This window comes from Shewanella electrica (assembly GCF_022321485.1).
In the GTDB taxonomy this organism is placed as follows: Bacteria; Pseudomonadota; Gammaproteobacteria; order Enterobacterales; family Shewanellaceae; genus Shewanella; species Shewanella electrica.
The window spans coordinates 70,146-91,215 of sequence record NZ_JAKOGG010000007.1 but is presented as its reverse complement, the minus strand read 5'-3'; the positions used below and the strand labels follow the sequence as shown (position 1 = coordinate 91,215).

The 21,070-nt window shown below is 50.5% G+C and carries 18 protein-coding genes and 1 riboswitch; of the genes, 3 read left to right on the top strand and 15 right to left on the bottom strand.

From position 1 onward, the window contains the following. Positions 1-38: 38 nt before the first annotated feature. The 11 genes from L9G74_RS11955 to L9G74_RS11905 form a co-directional block, all read right to left on the bottom strand. The gene (locus tag L9G74_RS11955; RefSeq protein ID WP_238896688.1) at positions 39-1,367 is read right to left on the bottom strand and encodes a sensor histidine kinase; all 1,329 of its coding nucleotides are present in this window, start codon (positions 1,365-1,367) and stop codon (positions 39-41) included. A 2-nt stretch (positions 1,368-1,369) separates the two neighbouring features. Further along, a complete protein-coding gene (locus L9G74_RS11950) occupies positions 1,370-2,701 on the bottom strand; it encodes a sigma-54-dependent transcriptional regulator (RefSeq protein ID WP_238896635.1) in 1,332 nt (443 codons plus the stop codon). A 34-nt stretch (positions 2,702-2,735) separates the two neighbouring features. Continuing rightward, positions 2,736-3,941 (bottom strand): ABC transporter permease, encoded by a 1,206-nt coding sequence (locus L9G74_RS11945; RefSeq protein WP_238896634.1) that lies wholly within the window; start codon positions 3,939-3,941, stop codon positions 2,736-2,738. Positions 3,942-3,953: 12 nt separating this feature from the next. Beyond that, positions 3,954-5,309 carry an ABC transporter permease gene (locus L9G74_RS11940; protein ID WP_238896633.1) on the bottom strand — a complete coding sequence of 452 codons (1,356 nt, stop codon included), beginning with the start codon at positions 5,307-5,309 and terminating at the stop codon, positions 3,954-3,956. A 27-nt stretch (positions 5,310-5,336) separates the two neighbouring features. Further along, positions 5,337-6,572, bottom strand: a complete 1,236-nt coding sequence (locus L9G74_RS11935; protein WP_238896632.1) for an ABC transporter permease — start codon at positions 6,570-6,572, stop codon at positions 5,337-5,339. 10 nt (positions 6,573-6,582) lie between these two features. After that, the gene (locus L9G74_RS11930; protein WP_238896631.1) at positions 6,583-7,950 is read right to left on the bottom strand and encodes an ABC transporter permease; all 1,368 of its coding nucleotides are present in this window, start codon (positions 7,948-7,950) and stop codon (positions 6,583-6,585) included. A 13-nt stretch (positions 7,951-7,963) separates the two neighbouring features. After that, on the bottom strand, positions 7,964-9,178 hold the full coding sequence (locus L9G74_RS11925; RefSeq protein ID WP_238896630.1) for an ABC transporter permease: 1,215 nt from the start codon (positions 9,176-9,178) through the stop codon (positions 7,964-7,966). A 10-nt stretch (positions 9,179-9,188) separates the two neighbouring features. Next, positions 9,189-10,559 carry an ABC transporter permease gene (locus L9G74_RS11920; protein ID WP_238896629.1) on the bottom strand — a complete coding sequence of 457 codons (1,371 nt, stop codon included), beginning with the start codon at positions 10,557-10,559 and terminating at the stop codon, positions 9,189-9,191. A gap of 10 nt (positions 10,560-10,569) precedes the next feature. Further along, positions 10,570-11,253 (bottom strand): ABC transporter ATP-binding protein, encoded by a 684-nt coding sequence (locus L9G74_RS11915; protein WP_238896628.1) that lies wholly within the window; start codon positions 11,251-11,253, stop codon positions 10,570-10,572. 135 nt (positions 11,254-11,388) lie between these two features. Further along, complete coding sequence (locus L9G74_RS11910) at positions 11,389-12,657, bottom strand: efflux RND transporter periplasmic adaptor subunit (RefSeq protein ID WP_238896627.1); 1,269 nt, start codon at positions 12,655-12,657, stop codon at positions 11,389-11,391. Between the two features lie 171 nt (positions 12,658-12,828). Further along, the gene (locus tag L9G74_RS11905) at positions 12,829-13,677 is read right to left on the bottom strand and encodes an EamA family transporter (RefSeq protein ID WP_238896626.1); all 849 of its coding nucleotides are present in this window, start codon (positions 13,675-13,677) and stop codon (positions 12,829-12,831) included. Between the two features lie 294 nt (positions 13,678-13,971). Between L9G74_RS11905 and L9G74_RS11900 the strand changes: the two genes are divergently transcribed. Continuing rightward, positions 13,972-14,262, top strand: a complete 291-nt coding sequence (locus L9G74_RS11900; protein ID WP_238896625.1) for a hypothetical protein — start codon at positions 13,972-13,974, stop codon at positions 14,260-14,262. Between the two features lie 344 nt (positions 14,263-14,606). Here L9G74_RS11900 and L9G74_RS11895 read toward each other — a convergent pair whose 3' ends face one another. Both L9G74_RS11895 and L9G74_RS11890 read right to left on the bottom strand, forming a co-directional pair. Continuing rightward, positions 14,607-14,807: a hypothetical protein gene (locus tag L9G74_RS11895; RefSeq protein WP_238896624.1), complete on the bottom strand. Its 201-nt coding sequence runs from the start codon at positions 14,805-14,807 to the stop codon at positions 14,607-14,609. Between the two features lie 116 nt (positions 14,808-14,923). Then, positions 14,924-16,975: a winged helix-turn-helix domain-containing protein gene (locus tag L9G74_RS11890; protein WP_275297381.1), complete on the bottom strand. Its 2,052-nt coding sequence runs from the start codon at positions 16,973-16,975 to the stop codon at positions 14,924-14,926. A gap of 274 nt (positions 16,976-17,249) precedes the next feature. Between L9G74_RS11890 and rluA the strand changes: the two genes are divergently transcribed. Beyond that, a complete protein-coding gene (gene rluA, locus L9G74_RS11885) occupies positions 17,250-17,927 on the top strand; it encodes a bifunctional tRNA pseudouridine(32) synthase/23S rRNA pseudouridine(746) synthase RluA (protein WP_238896623.1) in 678 nt (225 codons plus the stop codon). 171 nt (positions 17,928-18,098) lie between these two features. Continuing rightward, on the top strand, positions 18,099-18,560 hold the full coding sequence (gene asnC / locus L9G74_RS11880) for a transcriptional regulator AsnC (protein WP_238896622.1): 462 nt from the start codon (positions 18,099-18,101) through the stop codon (positions 18,558-18,560). A gap of 60 nt (positions 18,561-18,620) precedes the next feature. Here asnC and lysC read toward each other — a convergent pair whose 3' ends face one another. Both lysC and L9G74_RS11870 read right to left on the bottom strand, forming a co-directional pair. Further along, on the bottom strand, positions 18,621-19,973 hold the full coding sequence (gene lysC, locus L9G74_RS11875; protein WP_238896621.1) for a lysine-sensitive aspartokinase 3: 1,353 nt from the start codon (positions 19,971-19,973) through the stop codon (positions 18,621-18,623). Positions 19,974-20,105: 132 nt separating this feature from the next. After that, a riboswitch (Lysine riboswitch) is annotated at positions 20,106-20,281 on the bottom strand. Between the two features lie 85 nt (positions 20,282-20,366). Next, the gene (locus tag L9G74_RS11870) at positions 20,367-20,801 is read right to left on the bottom strand and encodes a DUF3293 domain-containing protein (protein WP_238896620.1); all 435 of its coding nucleotides are present in this window, start codon (positions 20,799-20,801) and stop codon (positions 20,367-20,369) included. Between the last annotated feature and the right edge of the window lie 269 nt (positions 20,802-21,070).

Here is a 21,070-nt window from a genome sequence, read left to right as displayed (position 1 = left end):
TTTTTTATAGCAAGGTTATCAATGCGGTTGGCGCGGTATTAATCCCGCGCCGAGGCGTCTTCTGGCGGCATCGGCAACCAAAAACTCACCTCTAAGCCGCCGCCGTCGCGGTTGCGGATCGCCATCTGCCCGCCATGGTTTTCAATGATTTCGCGACACAGCGCTAACCCTAACCCCGTGCCTTCGGTCTTGGTGGAGTAAAACGGCAGCAGCGCATTGCGCAGGGTTTCATCGCTCATGCCGCTGCCACGATCACACACCATCAACCACTGGCGATGTGGTGTTTGGCGAATTTCCAAGGTGATATCTTGCTCGGCGGTGCCCGCTTCGCTGGCGTTTTTAAACAGATTGACCAGCACTTGCGCTAACTGGCGGCGATCACCCCAACTGGCTTGTGTTGGCAGTTCGCCCACTAAGGTAAACGGCCGAATACCGCGCAACGTTTCTAACAAATCGCGCCAATAAAACGCGGCGGCATGCGGCTGCGGTAGGCGAGCAAAGTCGGCATACTCCTGCAAAAAGCTGTGCAGATGGGCGCTGCGCTCGGCGATGGTGGTAAAGATTTTTTGTAGCAGTGCTGGATCGGCGGTGTGCTGCAGCAATTTTTGCCCTGAGTGGGCCATTGAGCTGATCGGCGCTAACGAGTTGTTCAACTCATGGCTGATCACCCGAATCACCTTCTTCCAAGTTTGGATCTCCGCTTGGGTCAGCTCCTGCGTTAACGGTTTAAATTGGTACAACTGCAACGCCATGCCGTTCATGCGCATGTTGGCGTAACTTAAATGCCAGATCTGCTGTTCATCGCCACGCAGTATAGAAAACACGCCATCGCGCGGCTGAGTGATTATCGCTGCCACATCCTCATTGGCAGCGCTCACCTCGGCTAAGGTTTTATGTTCCAACATACTGCCCTGCCCCAATAGATGACGGGCGGCGATGTTGGCGAACAACACGCGCCCCTGTTCATCGGCGAGCAGGATCGCCAGCGAGGTATTTTGCAACACGGTATCGAGCAGCAATTCACGCTGAAAGATATCGGCGCGCTGTTTGCGCATGCTGTCGGACGCTTGGTTAAACCGTTGAGCTAATTGGCTTAACTCATCGTTACCGCTGACACTGAGCGACACCGAAAAGTCGTTATCCTGAAAGTTCATCAGCCCAGTATCGAGCGCTTGTAAGCCGTGATTGATGCGCCGCGTGACGCTGCGACCAACCACTAAGCCGACCCCACCGCCAAGCAACCCCGCCACCAGCAATGACAGGGCAATCGGCCACTGCCAATAGCTGCTCACCATTACGCTAGCGGCCGCCGCCCCCAGCGCGATAATCAACACGGCAGTGAGCTTGCCTTCAACACTGAGTCCCATATTCACGAATGGTTAATTCCATATTTGTCCATGCGCCGATACAGCGCTTGGCGCGATAACCCAAGCTGCCGCGCCGCTTCGGCAACCGAACTGGTGTTGGCGAGCGTGGTTTGGATCTGCTCGGCATCTGGCTCAAACGCTGGCCGAGGTGCCAATTGCGGCGCCGCTGGCAAACCTAAGTCGGCTACGCCGATGATATTACTCGGTGCCAGCAGGGAGGCACGCGTCAGGATATTTTGCAGTTCGCGTACGTTGCCCGGCCAGTCGTAGCTTTCTAGCGCGCGTACCGCCTCTAAGCTCAGTTCACGCCCCGCCAGAAAATGCCGCGCTAACGGCAAAATATCTTCACGGCGTTGATGCAACGCTGGCAATTGCAGCTCAATCACATTGAGGCGGTAGAACAGATCTTCACGAAACGCGCCAGCGCGGATTGCTTGCGGCAAGTCAGTATTGGTGGCCGAGATTAACCGAACTTGGCAGTGGCGCGTTTGCGATGAGCCAAGCCGTTCAAACTCGCCAGTCTGCAACACCCGCAGTAACTTCATCTGGCCGCTAAGCGACAGATTGCCAATTTCATCGAGAAATAGCGTGCCGCCATCAGCGGCTTCAAAGCGGCCAATGCGGGTTTTATTGAGGCCGGTATAGGCACCGGATTCGGCACCAAACAGTTCCGCTTCCATCAAGTCTGCGGGCAAAGCCCCGGCATTGACGCGAATAAACGGCCCAGTTTTCACTGCGGAGTTTTGCTGGATCAGTTCGGCAATTTTCTCTTTACCAGCGCCGTTGGGGCCAGTGATCAAAATCGGCACATCGGCGCGCGCCACTTGCAGTGCGGTTTCCACCAAACGTTGCATCACTTCGGCTTGGTAAATCAACCCAGCAACGTTGTACTTTTGCGCCGTGTGCTGGCGCCGTTCCGATAGCTCACGCTGCTGCTGCCGCTGCTGACCTGAGAGTTCTGCCAGCTCTAGCAGATTATTCACCGTCGCCAGTAGCTTGGCATCATCCCACGGTTTACCGAGGTAATCGGCCGCACCGGCTTTCACCAGTTCCACCGCAGTTTCTAACTCAGCCCACGCGGTTAACAGAATGACTGGCAGATCGGGAAAATCTTGGCGAATCGCATAAAACAGCTGTTTGCCTTCGCTGCCATCGGTCTGGTCACGGCTAAAGTTCATATCTTGGATCACCAAGGCGATATCACCTTGTGCCAACCGCTTTACGCCCGCCGTGGGTGTGGCAGCCACATCGGTCTGAAAACCGTTCACATTCAACAGGAGCGACAGTGCATCACGCACGGCGCTGTTGTCATCGATGATTAAAATGGTGTCCATACTGCCCTTTGGTTATCAATTGCATGATCTCGTGTTATACGCTGCGAGTAGCTAATGCCGGTGAAACTAGGCTACTGCGCCAAGCGGGGATCATCGCCGCTGCTAAGCCTAAGATTAACACCGCTACCGTGGTTACCAAAATGTAAGATATCGGTAACGCCTTCATCTGATACTGCTGCACCATCAACTGGTTAACGGCGATAGCGAGCACAATCCCCACCATGCCACCAACGGCAGTAATCAATAAATTTTCGGTGAGGAAGTAGCGAATGATGTCGCCGCGGCTAGCACCGAGTGCCCGACGAATACCGATTTGACGACGGCGGCGATTGCCCCAAAGTAAGGTCAGCCCGACAATGCCTAAGCCGGTAACACACGCGACCAACACCATGGTGGCCACCAGCATTTTTACGGTGGATTTAGCACGGCGATAGGTGCCATCTTTCACCTCAGTCAATGGCTTCACATTGCGAATCATGCGATTAGGATCGAGCCGTTGCAGCAAATCTGGCACTTTTACCATCAACTGCGACAAGGCACCGGGCTCACAACGAATGATATATTCCGGCGGATAGGTGGAGATAAAGCGCGGAAGAAATGCCACACCCGCAACATAGTCCGGCGCCACGTAACTCACCATGGCCGACTCAACGACACCAATCACCGGCGCATCTTGCAGTAGCTTACCCAGCGGGTCGACGCCTTTGCCGTAAAGTTTATCCGCAAGGCTGCGGGTGATAACGATTCCGGCCATGATGGTGCCATCGTTACCTAACGGCGAAGCGGTGACAATTTCTGCATCATTGAAAAAGCGTCCGGCAACCAGTTTTAGCCCTAGCGCGTTAAGCGCGTGGCTATCGCTAGACACGATATCTGTCATCGCGGACACCGGATGATCCGGATCTTCTTCATTACTCAAATCGCTTGAGCTGCCAGAGTTAGACAGTGGCGATGTCAGTGAGAAGGTAGCATCCACCACGCCAGGCAACTGGCGGATTTGCTGCAGATCTCGCACCACATCCTGATAGTTGTACTCAGCATCGGATAGCGCCGCCACCGATAACACAAAGATATTCTGTTCATCTAACCCCGTCGGACGAGAGATGTACGCTTGGCGCTCATGCACTACGAACGCCGCATTGGAGATAATACCCAGCGTCAATGCTGCCTGCACAATGATCAGTAACGCGCCAGTTTTGCTGCGCCATAACGTACGCAGAATCGGACCAAATTCAAACATGATGTTGTACTCCTACTGCGATTTTAGTGCTTGGGCGAGTGAGGTTTGGCTGATACGCCATGCGGGATAGCAGCCTGCCAATATGCTGGCAATAATGGCCAACAACACCGTTAGCGTTATGGTAAAACCATCGCTATACACCACCCGAGCCTCTTCAGTACTGACCAACATGCGCACAAAGCTCAAGCCTAATTGGCTGAGGCCAATACCCAATACGCCGCCTAATAAACCTATCAAACCGCTCTCTATCAGGTTTTGGCTGAAAATCGCACTACGGCTAGCTCCCAGTGCACGACGCACGCCCGCCTCTGACGATTGGCGCAATAGTTTAGCCAACAGTAAAGCGATGGAGTTGATGATGCATACCAGTAAAAATGTCAGCGCCATCAAGGTCATCACTCGCGTGTCGTTACTCACCACATCATTCAGTGCTAACCACTCCGATGGGGACGACAAGGCATAGTCAAAATCGCGTTCATAAAAACCGTTGTTATATTGCTCGTCAAAGTAACTTTTCAGGAAGGTGACAAAGTTGGCTTTGGTTTGCTCATCCGGTAATTCAACCCAAATCTGCAACCAGATAAACCGCTCTTGCAGAATGCGCTCATACTGCTGTTCTGGGGTTAATGCCTCAGTACTGGCTGATGTGTCTGCGTCTTTACTTGATGAATAACGCATATTGCCATTGGGCAACATCTGCAAGGCGCGGTGCAGCCCAAATGGCAGATAGATATTGGCATTACCCGCAAACGCGCCTTGTGTCAGATCTTGCACTGAGGGATTAGGTGCAAAGTCTTCCACCACACCGACCACTTGATAAGGTCGGCCATTGAGCTGCACATCTCGCCCTACCGAGTTCTCACCGTTAAACAAGTGCTGATTCATGGTGCGATCGATCACCACCTGATAGCGAGCCTCATCGTCGGCTTGTTTATCCCACACTTTGCCGTAGATAAATGGCACGCCAAACAAGGCGAAGAAATCCCGCGACGTGACACGGACCATCTCTTTAGTCGGTTTAATGCTGTTATCCGCTAACGACACAGCCGCCGCCCAACGGTGCATCGCCACCACATGCGGCGCAGCATGGGATGCTAACAATGCCCTTGCGGTTCGGTAGGACAGTAGATCCGCCATGCCGTTTTTCAACCCACCGTCATCACCTTGATTTTTAGAGCCATTATTGAGCTGCAAGGCATAAACACGATCATTTTGCTCCGCCAGACCATTGGCTGACATCACGTGTTGCAGCGTCACCATGGTCATCGACACCGCCACACCCACTGCCAAAGTGACAATCATCAGGCTGGAGATAATCGGCGTCCGTTTGACTGATAACCACGCCAGTTGCATATAGTAAGTCAACATAGTTAATCCTTATGAGGCGCTAGCCCGTTAAATTGACCGGGTGGCGACGGCGGGTGAAATAGTGGTAGTGCGTAACGCGGGCACAAAGGCCGCGCTCAGCCCGAGCAACCAAACGCACGCCATTCCCAGCAAAAGGTAACTGAGCGGTAGCGCCTGCATTTGGTAATATTCCACCAGCAATTGGTTCAGCCCGAGCGTCAATATCACCCCGAAACATAAGCCGATGCTGGTCACTAACAGGTTTTCCATCAGGAAGTAACGCACAATTCCCATTCTGGTGGCCCCCAATGCGCGGCGCACACCAATTTGCCAACGACGGCGATTGACCCAAATCAGCGTTAAACCAATAACGCCTAAGCCGGTGATGCTCGACACCAGCACAATCGCAGCCATCATCATCACCACCATGGTGTGGTCTGCGCGCAACAGCTCATCTTTGTTGCTCATCACAGTACTCACGCCAGTAATGATGCGGTGATTATCCAATTGCTTGAGTTTTTGCGGCACCGCCAGCATCAGCTGATTACATTGGCTTGGCTGACAACGGATAAGGTAAGTCACTGACTTATCTGGTTGATAAAAAGGCAGAAAAATTACGCCATCATTCACGCTAGCCACCGAGGTGATATTGGCATCAGCGGCCACCCCAACCACAGTAAACAGTTGGCTATCTTTAAGCGCTTGTTTATGTTTTCCGGTGGGCGGCAAACCAAAGGTGGTAATTTGCTGACCTATGGGGTTAACGCCTTCACCAAATGCAGCATCGGCAACACCGCGGCTAATAACCACTACTTTGCCCTCTTTAAGATCGCGCACCATGTCACTGTCATTGAAAAAACGCCCCTGTTCGAGCGCCACGCCGAGCGTGTGCAAACCATGAGGGTCGGTAGTGAGTTGATTTAAACTAATAGTAAACGTCGTATCATCGTCTTGGGCGTTACGATTAGATTGACTGTAACTACCTGACAAGGGTTTATCACTGATATAGCTGGCATCCACCACACCGGTGATTTGTCGTAGTTCCAGCGTATCGCGCTGAATTTCGCCCACACTAAACAGCCCTTGCCCCAAGGGCTTAACGTCGATAGTAAATAGATGTTGTTCATCAATACCGGTGGGCTGGTTGATCAGTTGCAAGCGTTGTTGCAGCACAAAGGTCGCATTCGCCACTATGGCTAAGGTCAGCGCACTTTGCAGTATGATCAACGAGGCACCAATCTTGTTACGCCATAGGGTGCGCAGAATCGGTCCAAACTCAAACATGGCGTACTCCTTACTTTTGATTGAGGTATTTGGCAGGTTGGGCGTAACTGATCCGCCAAGCGGGATAAAGCCCGGCAACAATACTGGCGACAACGGCCATCAGTACCGTCACAGCCAGCATCAACCAATCACTGTGTAATACCGCCGCCTCGTCCTTAGCCAACAGCACTCGCAGCAACAATAAGCCCAGTTGACTCAAGCCAATACCGATAACGCCACCGAGCACACCAATTAACAGCGTCTCAATCAAACTCTGGCTAAAGATCGCTGTTTTACTGGCACCAAGCGCACGGCGCATGCCTGCTTCCGGTGCCTGTTTCAGTAACTTAGCCAATACCAATGCCACCGCATTGATGATGCAAACGATTAGGAATACCAGCGCCAGCCAAGTAATGATTTTGGTGTCGTTACTCACCACGTTATTTAATTGCAGCCACTGTGCTGGTGTAGATAGCGCGTAACCAAACGCCTGCGTAAAAAATCCGTTGCTCTTTTGCTGGTCAAAGTAGGCACTTAAAAAGGCGACATATTTATCTCTGGTTTGCAGATCTGGCAATTCCACCCAGTACTGCAACCAATAACAACGATTGTTCAAGATAAAATCACGTTGTGCTTGCCGTTCTTGTGGAAACTCAACCCCTTGTTGATGAAACTGACAAGATAGTGTTCCCTTAAAGTTATTCAGCAAGTTAGGTTGCTGAACCATGCCAAACGGCAGGTAAATATGGCGATTGCCGCCAAACGCGCCCATCGATAAATCTTGCACCGACGGCTTTGGCATAAAGTCTTGCACCACGCCCACCACCTGATAAGGCACATCGTCTAACAGTAACTGGCGCCCCACGGAATTTTCGCCGTTGAACAAGCGCTGGTTTAGTGTGTTATCAATCACTACCACCGACGTTAATTCATCGTCAGCTTTGGCAGACCACACTTCGCCATAAATAAATGGCACACCAAACAGCGCGAAAAAGTCTCGACTGGTGGCGCGGATCAACTCCTCAGCGGGGCTTAAATCACTATCAGGCAGGGTAAGCACGTAGTGCATGCTAAACATGGCCGCCTGGTGTGGCGCAATTTCTGGGTTATCCAACAATGTGTTGACGGTACGATAGGTCAACGAGCGCGGCATAACATTACTGGAGGTGTCTTGTGACTGGTCGCCGCTAGCGCCCGTCTTATTCCCAGTATTATTGAGTTGCAGCGCAAAAATCTGACTGTTACGCTCCGCCAAACCGTTGTTAGACATCACGTGCTGCAACGTCAGCATGGTCATCGACACCGCCACGCCAACCGCCAAGGTCAGGATCATCAAACTGGATATGATCGGCGCTCGCCTGATTGAACGCCACGCCAGTTGTAGATAGTAAGTAAACATATTCAGTCCCTTGTTAAACAGAACGAGTGGCTAGTGCGGGTGATATAGCCGCAGCACGAAGTACTGGCACAAGTGCCGCTAGCACCCCCAATAACCAGACACCAAACATGCCAACAACGATGTAACGCATTGGTAAGGCCGATACATGGTAGTGCTGTACCATCAGTTGATTAATGAATAGCGATAGCCCCACGCCAATAACAATCCCTAGCGTCGTCAGCATCAGATTTTCAATGAGGAAGTAGCGCACTATCGCAGCTTGGGTAGCACCTAATGCACGACGAATGCCCAACTGCCGCCGCCGTTGATTTACCCATAGTGAGGTAAGACCAACAATGCCGAGAATGGTGATGCCGATAACCACGACAATAGTGAACTGCATCACCGTAACCGTTAGACGCGAATTACGAAACGCATATGCCTTTTGAGCACTGGAAGTGACACTGTCCCCAATAACTCGTTGGCTATCAATTTTTCTCAGTTCATCAGCTACTTGTAACATCAAGCTGTCACGACTTTCTCCTTTAGCACGGACGAGATAAGTGCTGGAGCTAGCAACCACATTGGTCATCGGTAGCAGCAATACCCCATTAACATAGGAGTGATCCAAGTACGTCGCATAAAACGGCTGAGTGATACCAATAATGGTTGGATGAGAGCCAGCAAAATTTAACTGCTTTCCCAATGGATTACTGCCTTTGCCAAACAATGCATCGGCAAGGTCTCGCGATAGCAACACCACATTGAATTTGCATCGCGCATCAATACATTCAACAATCTCATCCTCATTGAAGAAACGACCGCTGGCTAAGTTCACTCCCAAGGTATTAAGACCATGACTGTCAACGGCCATCATATCTGCTGCTGCCGATTGAAAATCAGTATCCCCCTGCTCACCGACGTGGACACCACCAGACCACCCGCCGCCGACTAACGGCACAGAAGTCACCGACGTTGCATCAGCGACATTAGCTAATTGACGCAAATGGTTTAAGTCGCGCTCGATATCAACATTTTTTATCGGCGCATTATTGATAGGTTTCACTGACAGAGTGAATAAGTGAGTCTCATCAATACCGGTCGTGATGTTCATTTTTTGCTGGCGTTGATTAATGACATAAGCGGCATTAGAGATAACACCCAAGGTCAGCGATACCTGAATAACAATCAGTAACGCACTTATTTTATTGCGCAAAATCGTGCGCCATATCGGACCAAATTCAAACATATCCTTGTCCTTACTGAACTTTCAGATAATGAGCAGGTTGAGTTCGACTGACTTGCCAAGCAGGGTAAAGTCCAGCAAGCACACTAGAGATCAACGCGACGAGCACTGTCACCGCCAACATGGTGCTATCGGTGCTGTAGATACTGCTGTCAGTGCCTAATAGTGCAGCGCCGTTATTAGCCAGAATTGAACGCACTACCATCAACATGACTTGTGATAGCAGGATGCCAAAGGCGCCGCCTAATATTCCAACGAAGCCTGCTTCGACGAGATTCTGCACAAAAATGGCACCACGACTGGCACCAAGTGCTTGGCGAATCCCCGCCTCAGGCGCTTGGCGCCATAATTTGGCGGTGAGCAAAGCGACGGTATTTACAATGCAAATCACCAAGAAAACCAGTGCTAACCAAGTGGTCACTTTCGTGTCATTAGACACTACATGATTGAGGTTAAGCCACTGTTGTGGCGTTGACAGGGCGTAGTCAAAATCACGGGCAAAAAAGCCCAGTTTTTTCTGCTCGTTAAAGTACTGCTGTAGATAATCCACATAACGCGCTTTGGCATCAGCATTAGGTAGTTCCGCCCAGAATTGCAGCCAAATACAAAGGTTTTGCAGCTCCACTTCAAACGCTTCATTGGCTGACATACCCAATTCAACGTCTTGATTGGCATCACTCGCAGCGCAACTTTTTTGACCATACGGCGTTAATTGCTCTGCACGTACTAGACCAAAAGGCAGATAAAGATGGGTATTGCCACCCGTTTTACCCATAGTTAAATCTTGCACTGAAGGCACTGGCATAAAATCATGCACCACCCCAATGACCTGATAAGGTTTGCCTTCCAGTCGCAGTGTTTTACCCACAGAATTGCCACCACCAAACAGCTGCTGATTCAGGGTTTGGTCAATCACCACTTGATATTTAGCAGACTCATCAGCTTGCTTATTCCACACCTTGCCGTAGATAAAAGGCACATCAAACAGACTAAAAAAATCACGCGAGCTGACCCGACCAACGATGCTTCCTGGCTGGTAATCAGCATCATCCATACTCAATACAAACATTGAGCGGAACATAGCAACCGAATGACTGGGAATGCTCGATTTAAGCAGGGTTGTGGCAGTGCGATAACTAACCATTCGCGGCATGCCATTCTCAAGCGAGCCAAAAAACAGCTCATCAGCAGGCGAACTATTGAGCTGCAAATAAAATAACTGCTCATTTTTTGCCGCTAACGCATTGTTAGATTCGACATGCTGCAAGGTCAGCATGGTCATCACAATGGCCACGCCGACACCTAATGCCAGCACCATCAGCGCCGACATTACTGGCGTTTTTTTAATTGAACGCCACGCCAGTTGTAGGTAATAGCCAAACATAGCCAACTCCTTACACTGCTTGCTTGAGCGTTAGATCGGCCATTTCACCATCAACAATCTGAATATTACGTTTGGCACGGCGCGCCAGTTCCGGGTCGTGGGTCACCATCACAATGGTGGTGCCTTGCTCGTTAATCTGCTCCAACAACTCCATCACTTGGCGTGCCATGGTGGTGTCTAAGTTACCGGTGGGTTCGTCGGCGAGTAGGAATGCGGGATTGCCCGCCAAAGCACGCGCAATCGCCGCCCGTTGTTGCTGACCACCACTTAACTGCGATGGCAGATGTTTCGCCCGCGCGGACAAGCCCACTTTCAGCAGCGCCTCTTCAATCCGTTGTTTGCGTTCCGCCCGGCCAAAGCCACGATAACGCAGCGGTACATCCACGTTGTCGAAGATGTCCAGATCGGGGATCAGATTAAAGCCCTGAAAGATGAAGCCAATTTTTTCGTTGCGCAGTTTTGAACGAGCACTATCGTTTAAGCCGCTGACGTTGATGCCATCTAACTGATAGCTGCCGCCGTCAAAACTGTCGAGCAATCCAGCAATGTTCAAAAAGGTGGTTTTACCTGAGCCAGATGGGCCAGTGACCGAGACAAACTCGCCCGCTTTTACATGCAAACTAAAATCACGTAATGCATGGGTAGCGACGGTATCAGTGCGAAATACTTTCGCGATATGTTCCATTTTAAGCATGTCGATTTCCTTTTTAGTTCAATTTGTTACCGCTTATACGGCTGCGATTTCTAGAAAATGTGGTACATCCATGTACCTGAATATCTTTATTAAAGAGGCACATCCTTGTGCCGAAGCGTCGGGAGTTGCTTGGTGTCACTTGGTAAGTAACAAGGTATTGGCCTCTTTAAAGCGGCTGGTGTCGGAGATGATCACCTGCTGGCCATCACTCAGCCCAGAACTGACTTCCACATAGCTGAAGCCGCTGGCACCGAGTGCAATAGGGACGCGAGTAGCGGTATCGCCTTGCACCACAAAGGCGCTACGACCACTGTCTGAATCGATAAAATTGCCACGTGGCAGACGCAATATATCTTGGCGGTTTTCCAGCAAGATACGGCCGGATAAACGTTGGTTTTGACGGATCTGTGCTGGCACTGCATCAGTGAAGCGTAAACGCGCTACCACTTGGCTATTGGTAATTTCCGGGCTGATGGCGGCGATTTCGCCGGGGTAAGTGGTGCCGTTACTGCTGATCTCTACTGGCATATTGAGGCTCAAGTCATCGGCGTAACTTTCTGGCACCATCACTTCGACTTCATAGCCGGACAGGTCAACCACGGTCAGCAGCGATTGATAAGCGGGCACTGCCGCTTTTTGCGCCTGAGATAAACTGCCCACCATGCCATTAACGGGAGAGGTGACGTTTAAGGTATCGGATTGACGTTGCAGTTCAGCCACCAGCAGCTCTTGGGCGCGGATCTGTTGGCTGAGAATTTGGCTTTCAAATTCAGCGGATTGTTTTGCCAGTGCGAGAGAGGTTTGGCTCTGCGCCGCCACCAGTTCAGCGCGGCTTAACTCATCTTTACTGCGTTGAAATTCGCGGTCACTGACAATCTCGGTTTTACGCGCTTCTTCGTTACGGGCGAGTTCACGTTTAGCCGCCAGTAAATCAACCTTGGCTAAATCCAGAGCTTGTTGTTTATCGAGCAGATCGCGTTTGGAGGTAATTTGCTGTTGCGCTTGTTGGCCTTGTAACTGCGCTAACGTGGCTTGCTGCTGTTTCAGCTCGGAAGTGGTTTGTGGGCTATCCAGCACCGCCAACAGTTGGCCTTGGGTGACTTTATCACCCGCTTTCACGTTGTAGGTGACAATCCCTTGAGCCGTGCTGTAGAGCGTTGGGCTGTTGGCCGCCACCACTTTACCTTGCACACTCAAATCACGTTGTACATCCCCCTTATCCACGGTAGCGATTCGAATGGCGCTGCGGCTGACCGACATATCAGTGCCAACCGCATGTTGCCATTGCTGCGCTAAGTAAAGCACCACGGCTAGCAACACCACAACGCCAGCCACCCAGTACCCTATTTTATAGTGGCGTTTAGGCGACAATATGACATCTTGGCCAGTGGTATCTTGGATCATTGCGACATTCATCTTGGTTTCTTCGTATTTGCCAAAGTTACTTAGCTATAACCAAGTTGCGTGCCAATATTTATTTCATTGTTTTATAATGATTTTTTATTTTAAACCTGTCCGTTTTAGCTGTCCGAATCTGTCCGGACAGCGATTGATTAACGCTTATTTTACGGAATATTAACTGTGGTTTGCGGCGTAACGTTTAGAGACCCACAGCGCCAGCAACATACAGATACAGCCGCCAATCAGCCTTGGCCAATCACTTACCTGCCCACCCCAAAACAGCACGTTAACGGCGATACCAGCGGGGATCAGCATGTTGTTCATCACCGCCAGTTGCTGCGCATTGACCTTGGTAGAACCATAGCTCCACGCTAGATAGCCCAAGCCAGAGGTAACAATGCCCAACCACAGCAACACCGTGATCTCGCTGGTGGTATCAGGCAATAAGGTCCAGTCCGCTTTGGCTAACATCATCGCGCCACTGACCAACAACGCCCCGGCAAAAAACCAGAAAAATCGCGCTCGATGCGGTAACGGATTGGATTGCGTTTGGTGGCGATACCAAACTTGGCCGAACGCAAAACAGGCATTGGCGCCCTGAATATACGCAAAACCGAGCCAATACTGTTCGCTGAGTTCGGTCCAACGGATCACCGCCGCACCAGCCACGGCTAGCAGCGCTGGCAACCACAACTGATACGGCTTACGTTTGGCAAACAGGTCGGCAAACAAACTGACGTATAACGGCGTAAAAATGGTAAACAGCAATAGCTCTGGCACGGTGAGATATTGATAGCTGTGATACAGAAACAGATACGTGCCCGCAATCTCAATCGCTCCCGTCGCCATCATCACTAGCGCTTGTTTCGGCGGCACTTTTTGAAAAAACGGCACGAAGATAATCAACGCCAACGCCATACGCGACGCCACCGCGATGTAATCATCCACCTGCCCATGCAAATACACGCCGATCAGAGAAAACGAAAACGCCCAGATGAGCGTAATAAGCCATAACAATGCCATGGGTACAATCCAAAAAAGCAAAGCGCCAACACCCGCGTGCGGCGCTAAATTTACGTGGCGGCAGTGTAGCAAAAAATGATGAGTGCTGTGGCAATGATAATTTGTCACCTTGGCCGGCCCGCGACAAGCGGGTTAGCGGTTGGCGCACTGTTCGATAATAAAGCTATAACGGGCAATGATTTAACAGCAGTTGCTTAACCAAGTTTGCTGGCTGTGCTATTGTCAAAAGACGCTTGACGACAACTGCCGCCAAAGTGAGCTTTTAACGCAACTGTCAACCAAGAGGTTTGCTGCATGTTTCCCTATCCCGAGCACTATCGCCTTGCTGCGCCACCAATACTGACATTTTTGATGGTGATGTGGAGCTTGCTGGGCCATTGGGTTATCGGTGATGGCAATGCGTTAGTCGCCTTGGTATTGGCGCTGGTGTTTCCGCTAATTTTGCTCATGCATCTACATCTGGTGTTTATTGCCGAAGGGATGAAACGGCTCGATCACGCTTTTTACGGTTTAGTGCATTGCACCTTGGCATTTGTGGTGTGGACTTTCTGCTTTATGTTGATCTCTGGCAACGACATGCTGTAACGCTTGCCCCCATGTTTGCATGGCGCTAGACGCTTGCACCGCCCCATAAAAAAAGCACGCCGACAAACAGTGACGTGCATGCTCAAATTGAGTAAGGGAGTTTGTTATTCCGAGAGGCTGTTTATCTTCGGCGTTAGGTGCTGTTGGTGGAGCATAACCACGCGGCACATCACCTGCCTTGCCTAAATCACGCTCTGCCAGCTGCAAAGTGAACAGCCCCTAGCTCTCTTCCATTAATTTTGATTCTTCAGAAGCGAGCAATATGTTGTAGAACAACAAGTACATCAGCCTAATGCTACTCATCGCTCCGATGAAATAGAGCAGAATATTAGTCATGCCACATCCTATAGTTCGGCATCGACACCATAAATGACACACTCTGGATAAGGCTCACACAGGATATAAGGCGCTTCTTGCAATTGATTGGCATCGCTTGGTTGCACACTGAGCTGCGAAAATACAGAAAACAAGGGTGCAGCAACAACCACTGGTAACAGCGCTAATCCCATGGATTTCTTCAATTTAGCTAGGTTTATTTTCATCATCTTATATCCCTTGAGTGATTTAACGAGCAGCTAAGTTATGGTCTGCCCGTCCAAGCTAAACACTCGGCAACACAAGACCATAACGAAAAGATGATGAAAATATTATGTAAATAATATCAGTGAGATATTGAGACAATATCGGTGCTAGACTTTGCTAGCATCGACAAAATAACAGCGCCATTATCACTCACTGATAGCGAGCGGTAGGAAACATTTGCCATCGGAACGGGCAACACTGTAACTTGCCCATCAAGTGTGTTCACACGCGCTAACTGAGGTTGCGCCTGCCGAGGTTCGATGAGCCATAAGTCATCGCCAGCCAACTGCCAAGCACCACCGATATGTGGGGTAAATCGGTCCGTCAACTGCGCTACCGCGCCATGTTGTAAACGCCAGATCCCCGGCTTATGCAGCCGGGAGAAATACAATGCGCCATGACGATCATACTTGGCGGTAAATGCATCGTTGACCAACAACGACTGGGCACCAGTGACGATATCAAATGACTTTATCTGCCACAAACCATCAGTTAATACGGCGGCAATCAAATGCTGGGCATCGGTGCCCCACGCGAGGTTTTGCACATTGTTCATCTGCTCGGGAAACTGCAACTGCTGCTGCGCTATGTTGAACACAAAGGCACGGCGGTTAAGCGTACCAGCAATCAATTGATTATCCGCCGAAAAACTTAACTCATTGATGTGCGAAAATGCAGTCAACTGGGTCAGCTGTATTTCTTGCCCATTTTGACGTTTCAGCCACAATTGCGGTAAGCCACTGCGGTTAGATACAAATGCCAACGCGTTACCATCATGGGCAATGGCCGGACTATAATCGCGTCGGCTGCTATACACCCAACGTTGCGGTTGCTGGCTGTAAGGCGCCGACCATTGCCACAATTCCTCTTCAAAAAGCTCGCCCGATACCGCCGTCAGTTCACCTGCGGCATTACTGGCTGGCGAATTGATTTCGGACACCACGCTGGTAATGCGTGTCAATTGCTGAGACTGCAGTGTCAGCCGATACAACTGCCCCGCTTCGCCGCGATAAATAATGGCGTCACCAGCTGCATTCCAAGCAACGGATCGTAGTGGATAACCAACCTCGACAATGTTGCGCCATTCACCGGTAACCAGATCGAATAGCAGTATCTGCGTATTAAACCAGTCAATACTGCGCAATACCGCCATCTTGTTGCCTTGGGGCGCCAATGCAATGGCATAATCGCCCTGCCCAGACACATGCGGCTGGCTCAGTTGCTCCCGCCGACCATCAATTAAGTTGAGGCGAAATATTCGCTTATAGCTGGCTTCGCCGTCAGCATCGACGTAATACAACGCATTCCCCGATGGTGCCCATGCAATACTGGTCGACTGTGTCGCGGCATGACAAGCAAAGGTCCGCGGTGCCAGTGTCGGTTGCTGCATCGCCAATACCACCAGTTGGCATCCGGCATCGCCGCCCCAATTCAACAACGCTAAAAATTTACCGTCATCACTCCACGCCGGGTAGCGCATATTGCCGAGCATCGTAGGCTCCACATCGGTATAGCTCTGCTCTGGGATCGACAAAATCCGCATACGCCAATGGTTATCAGCCAGCTCGCGATGAGCGAACGCTAACTTGCGCCCGTCATTCGATAACGCAGGGTCAATCTCCTGCCCTTCAAAAAAGGTGATGGGGTTGACGCGCATGATATCGCTAGCGCTCTCGGAAGTCGTTTCACGGTCGAATGCTTGCTGCCATAGCCAAGTTCCGGTCAACGTGAGCGCCAGCAGTAACAATAAGCCCGATGCCAGATAACGGCGCGAGAAACCGCCAGACTTAACAGGCGGCTGTGTTAATTCATATGCGGGAAATGGCTTGGACGGCACGATGAGCGCCGATTCACTTGGCGTTGGCTCGGGCGGCAGAGGCACTGCAGATGGTGCTGCCAGTTTCGCGACCTCGGCAATCAACACATAACCTTTTTTAGGCACAGTGCGAATGAACAGCGGCGATTTAGCACTATCGCCAACCGATTGTCGCAACAAACCGATAATACGATTGATGGCATTATCTGACACCGTACCGCCGCGCCAGACCTCATCAATCAGCATCTCGCGAGACACCACCTGATCAGCATGCTGGATCAAACACAGTAATACCTGCATCACTCGGCTTTCCAACCGAACCTCCTCGGCACCGCGCTGCAGCGTTAGGCGCTGGGGATCAAGAATCCAGTCATTTAATCGGTATTTACTACACAAGAGTGCTCGCCACCAAAGCTAAATATTGACCTATGATACTAATCGCCAAAGAAAAAAATGAGAAGCCTTCGACGGCGATTTTATCGACAGCCACAGAATCAGCGAGGTGGCAAGCGGCCGCACCATCACACTGACTTGCGCGTAAGATAGTTCGAGGGTAAAGTTGCGCTCCGCTTCAACATTGTGGTGATTTATGAGTGATTTTGTGTACCAGCCGCCAACACTACCGTGGCTCGATATTCTGTATCAAGACCGCGATATTATGGTGATTAACAAGCCGTCCGGTTTGTTATCTGTGCCTGGACGCGCCGCAGATCACTACGACAGTGCCTACAGCCGCGTATTGCAGCTGCACCAAGGAGCGCAAGTGGTGCATCGCTTGGATATGGCCACCTCCGGCGTGCTCTTGCTGGCATTACGCCGCAGTGCCGAACGGGAAGTCAAACGCCAGTTTCAAGATCGTGAAACCCACAAAACTTACTATGCGCGCGTGGTTGGGCATGTGCGAGAACCAGCAGGCACCGTGGACTTGCCGTTGATCTGTGATTGGCCCAATCGACCTCGGCAAAAAGTGGATCACCAAGTGGGTAAACCTTCGGTGACGCATTATGAAGTGGTCAGTTATGGCAAGTATTCAACGCTGGTCAAACTGACCCCGATCACCGGCCGTTCCCACCAGCTGCGAGTGCATATGATGGCGTTAGGTCATCCAATATTGGGCGATGGTTTTTATGCTGATGATCGTGCGCGGCAGATGGCGAGCCGATTGTTATTACATGCCGCCTCACTCACCATTAAACATCCCTACTCCGGTGAATCACAGACATTCTCTGCGCCCGTCCCTTTTACGCAAGCCGAGCCACAGCAATAGACCCAGTTGTTTTTACCACTGCCCGAAGAGGTCATTTAAACGGCAAAGATAAACTGCTACTAGCAGGAAAACTTTACAGTTAATCAGTCATAAAATGACATTGATCACTGGCAATAAGCTAACAAAACACGTAAATTCGTGCCTGTTTTAAAGAACATAAGGCAAGTTGTTGTGGATACATCATTCCAAAGAGATCAACTGGACAACCAGATCCTCGAAGCCCTGATGCTGGATGCGAGAACGCCTTTCGCAGAGCTGGCAAAGCGCTTTAACGTGAGTGCCGGTACGATCCATGTTCGCGTGGAAAAGATGAAGCAGGCCGGTATTATTACTGGCGCGCAGATCACCGTTAATCCCAAAGCACTGGGTTATGACGTATGCTGCTTTATCGGCATCAATCTCAAAAGTGCTGGTGATTACCCATCGGCACTAGCAAAACTTGATGCACTGGAAGAAGTGGTAGAAGCTTATTACACCACAGGTAATTACAGTATTTTTGCTAAAGTCATGTGCCCATCCATTGATGCGCTGCAACATGTACTGATTAATCGCATCCAATCGATTGACGAGATCCAGTCAACCGAAACCTTAATCAGTCTGCAAAATCCTATATCCAGAGCAGTCAAACCCTAACGTTGCGCACCAAAGTTCAAACGAAAGCGGGCATCCAAGCCCGCTTTTTCTTACTGCGATTTACTCTTCAAACAGGCTGCGGTGCAGCGCCGCTACGACATCATTCGCTTCTGATTCGTGGACCAGCACACACAAGTTATGTGGGCTAGCGCCTTGGCAGATCATCCGTACATTGTGAGACGCCAATACCGAGAACACCCGCTGACAAATCCCTGCAGTAGTCGCAATGCGGTTACCGATAATTGCCACCAAGGCCAACTTGTCTTCCACTCGCACACGGCAATGTTGCGATAACTCTTGCAACAGCGCTTCGGTCAGTAGGCCTTGGCCGCTCGAATCCGAACCGGTTTTGTCTAAGGTCAGCGACACGTTAACTTCTGACGTGGTGATCAGATCAACACTGATCTTGTGCTTCGCCAGCGTTGCAAAGGTCTGAGCCAGAAAGCCTTGGGCGTGCAACATCTGCAAACTGTGGAGATTCAGCAAGGTTTGGTCACGGCGTAATGCTACGGCGCGATAGACCGGTGGGTTTTCTACTTCATGGCGAATCCAAGTGCCGCCCAACTCAGGCGCTTTGCTCGAACCGACAAACACTTGGATCTGCTGCCGTACTGCGGGAAGAATGGTCGCAGGATGCAGCACTTTTGCGCCGAAGGTGGCCATCTCGGCCGCTTCGTTAAAGCTGATTTCTGCAATCGCAGTCGCTTTAGGGGCCAAACGTGGGTCGGTGGTAAAAATGCCCGGTACGTCGGTCCAAATCTCTACCGCTTCCGCCGCTAACGCTTCGGCCAACAATGCCGCTGAATAGTCGGAGCCACCACGCCCTAAGGTGGTGGTATTGCCATCAGCATCCGCGCCGATAAAACCTTGGGTAACAATGATCTGCTGTGCTAACAGCGGCAACAATTTCTCAGTGGCTAAGGTTTTTAGCTCACCAATTTGCGGCTCTGCACGCCCAAACAAACTGTCGGTACGCATCACTTGGCGCACATCGAACGCCGATGACACCACACCGCGCTCGCGGATCACTGCGGCAAACAACGCTGACGAACATTGCTCGCCAAGGGACAACAACTCATCGGCAATGGCTTTGGTCGGCTCTAACTGAAAACGTTGGCTCAAAGCATCAACGCGGCTCAGCAAGCCATCCAGTGTCGCGGTCACATCATCTGGCCGCGCCAGACAATCAACAATGGCGTATTGGATCTGCGCTATCTTCTTCAGCACCGCCAACCGCTGCGACTCAATCACATTGGGCTGAGCTAACTCAACCAGCAAGTTAGTAACGCCACTTGAAGCACTGACAACCACAATGCGAGTAGCTGGATTATTAAGCACGATATCGGCACAACGGTTCATCGCAGCGTAATCAGCCACTGAAGTACCGCCAAATTTAGCGACGACTAAAGACATTAGTTGCCCCTCCATTGCTGGAAGATAGGACGAGATGTTGCAGGATAAAAATTCATGTCAGCTCCGAACAAATTTCGTTCGAAGAGCCTGGTGCTGGTACAAGGCACCCTAGAAAGGGAAAAGCGATGGTCACACACCAGAAGCTCTCCACCAATAAATACGGTGACAGTCGCCAGGATTCAGCCTGACCAACCGGTTAACGCCATACCAATCTTGCGTCAACCTCGGCGCTCATCTCCCTCGTGAATCATCAGCGGATATTGGTATCCTCAAATTCACTACCTAGTGAGCGCTCCTCTTCTGTGGCTTCCCTAGGGAAGCGAGGCGAAAAAAGTACAGTAATCCGCCCAAGTTTGTCAATAAAAAGTTATCAACGCCATAACCGAGCAGCAGTTACTCATCACGCGGTTCAGGCAACACTTCTACAATACGCACATAGTCAGCAAACAAGCCCATCTCAACCGCTGGTTGCTCACAGTGGCATGGCACTAAATGTAATATACCTTCTGTGACAAAGTAGAAGGCATATTGCTGATATTTGTGCGCCAATTGATAAGCGTCGTGTTGGTCAAGATAGATTGCCCAACTTTTCTCATGGTGTTGTAGATCGACAGACGCACCAACCATGGCACGATAAGCACAGCCACTCTGGATAATATCTTGCTGCAATTGTTTATCGAGTAATCGATTGTGGGAAGCGGGAAGAGTTTGGCCTAACGGGTTATAGGCGGTAATGATGGCAAATGAACAAGGAGGAGTGAGCGCTTGGGTAAGTAAAAAACAACTATTTTGATATTGCTGCCACAGCAAATTGAATCCTTCATCCATTATTAAGCTGCCTCTGATTAAAGCTCGCATAAGTCTAGCAAACGGCCTCTCAAATCCAAAGCACTAAAAAGATTGTCGCAAACAAACCGCTCGATTTGTGAAATTGTGTCGTTATTTCAGCAAATCAGCGGTTATCGGGAAATTTGTTAACATTTCATTTGTTAACAAATGTCCAATAAGAGTACAATGGCGCCATTGATCACAAACTGACGTTTTTAGGTCAAGCTGCTCTTCAAGATCCCCCAACACGTTTTAACCAACGCAAAGCT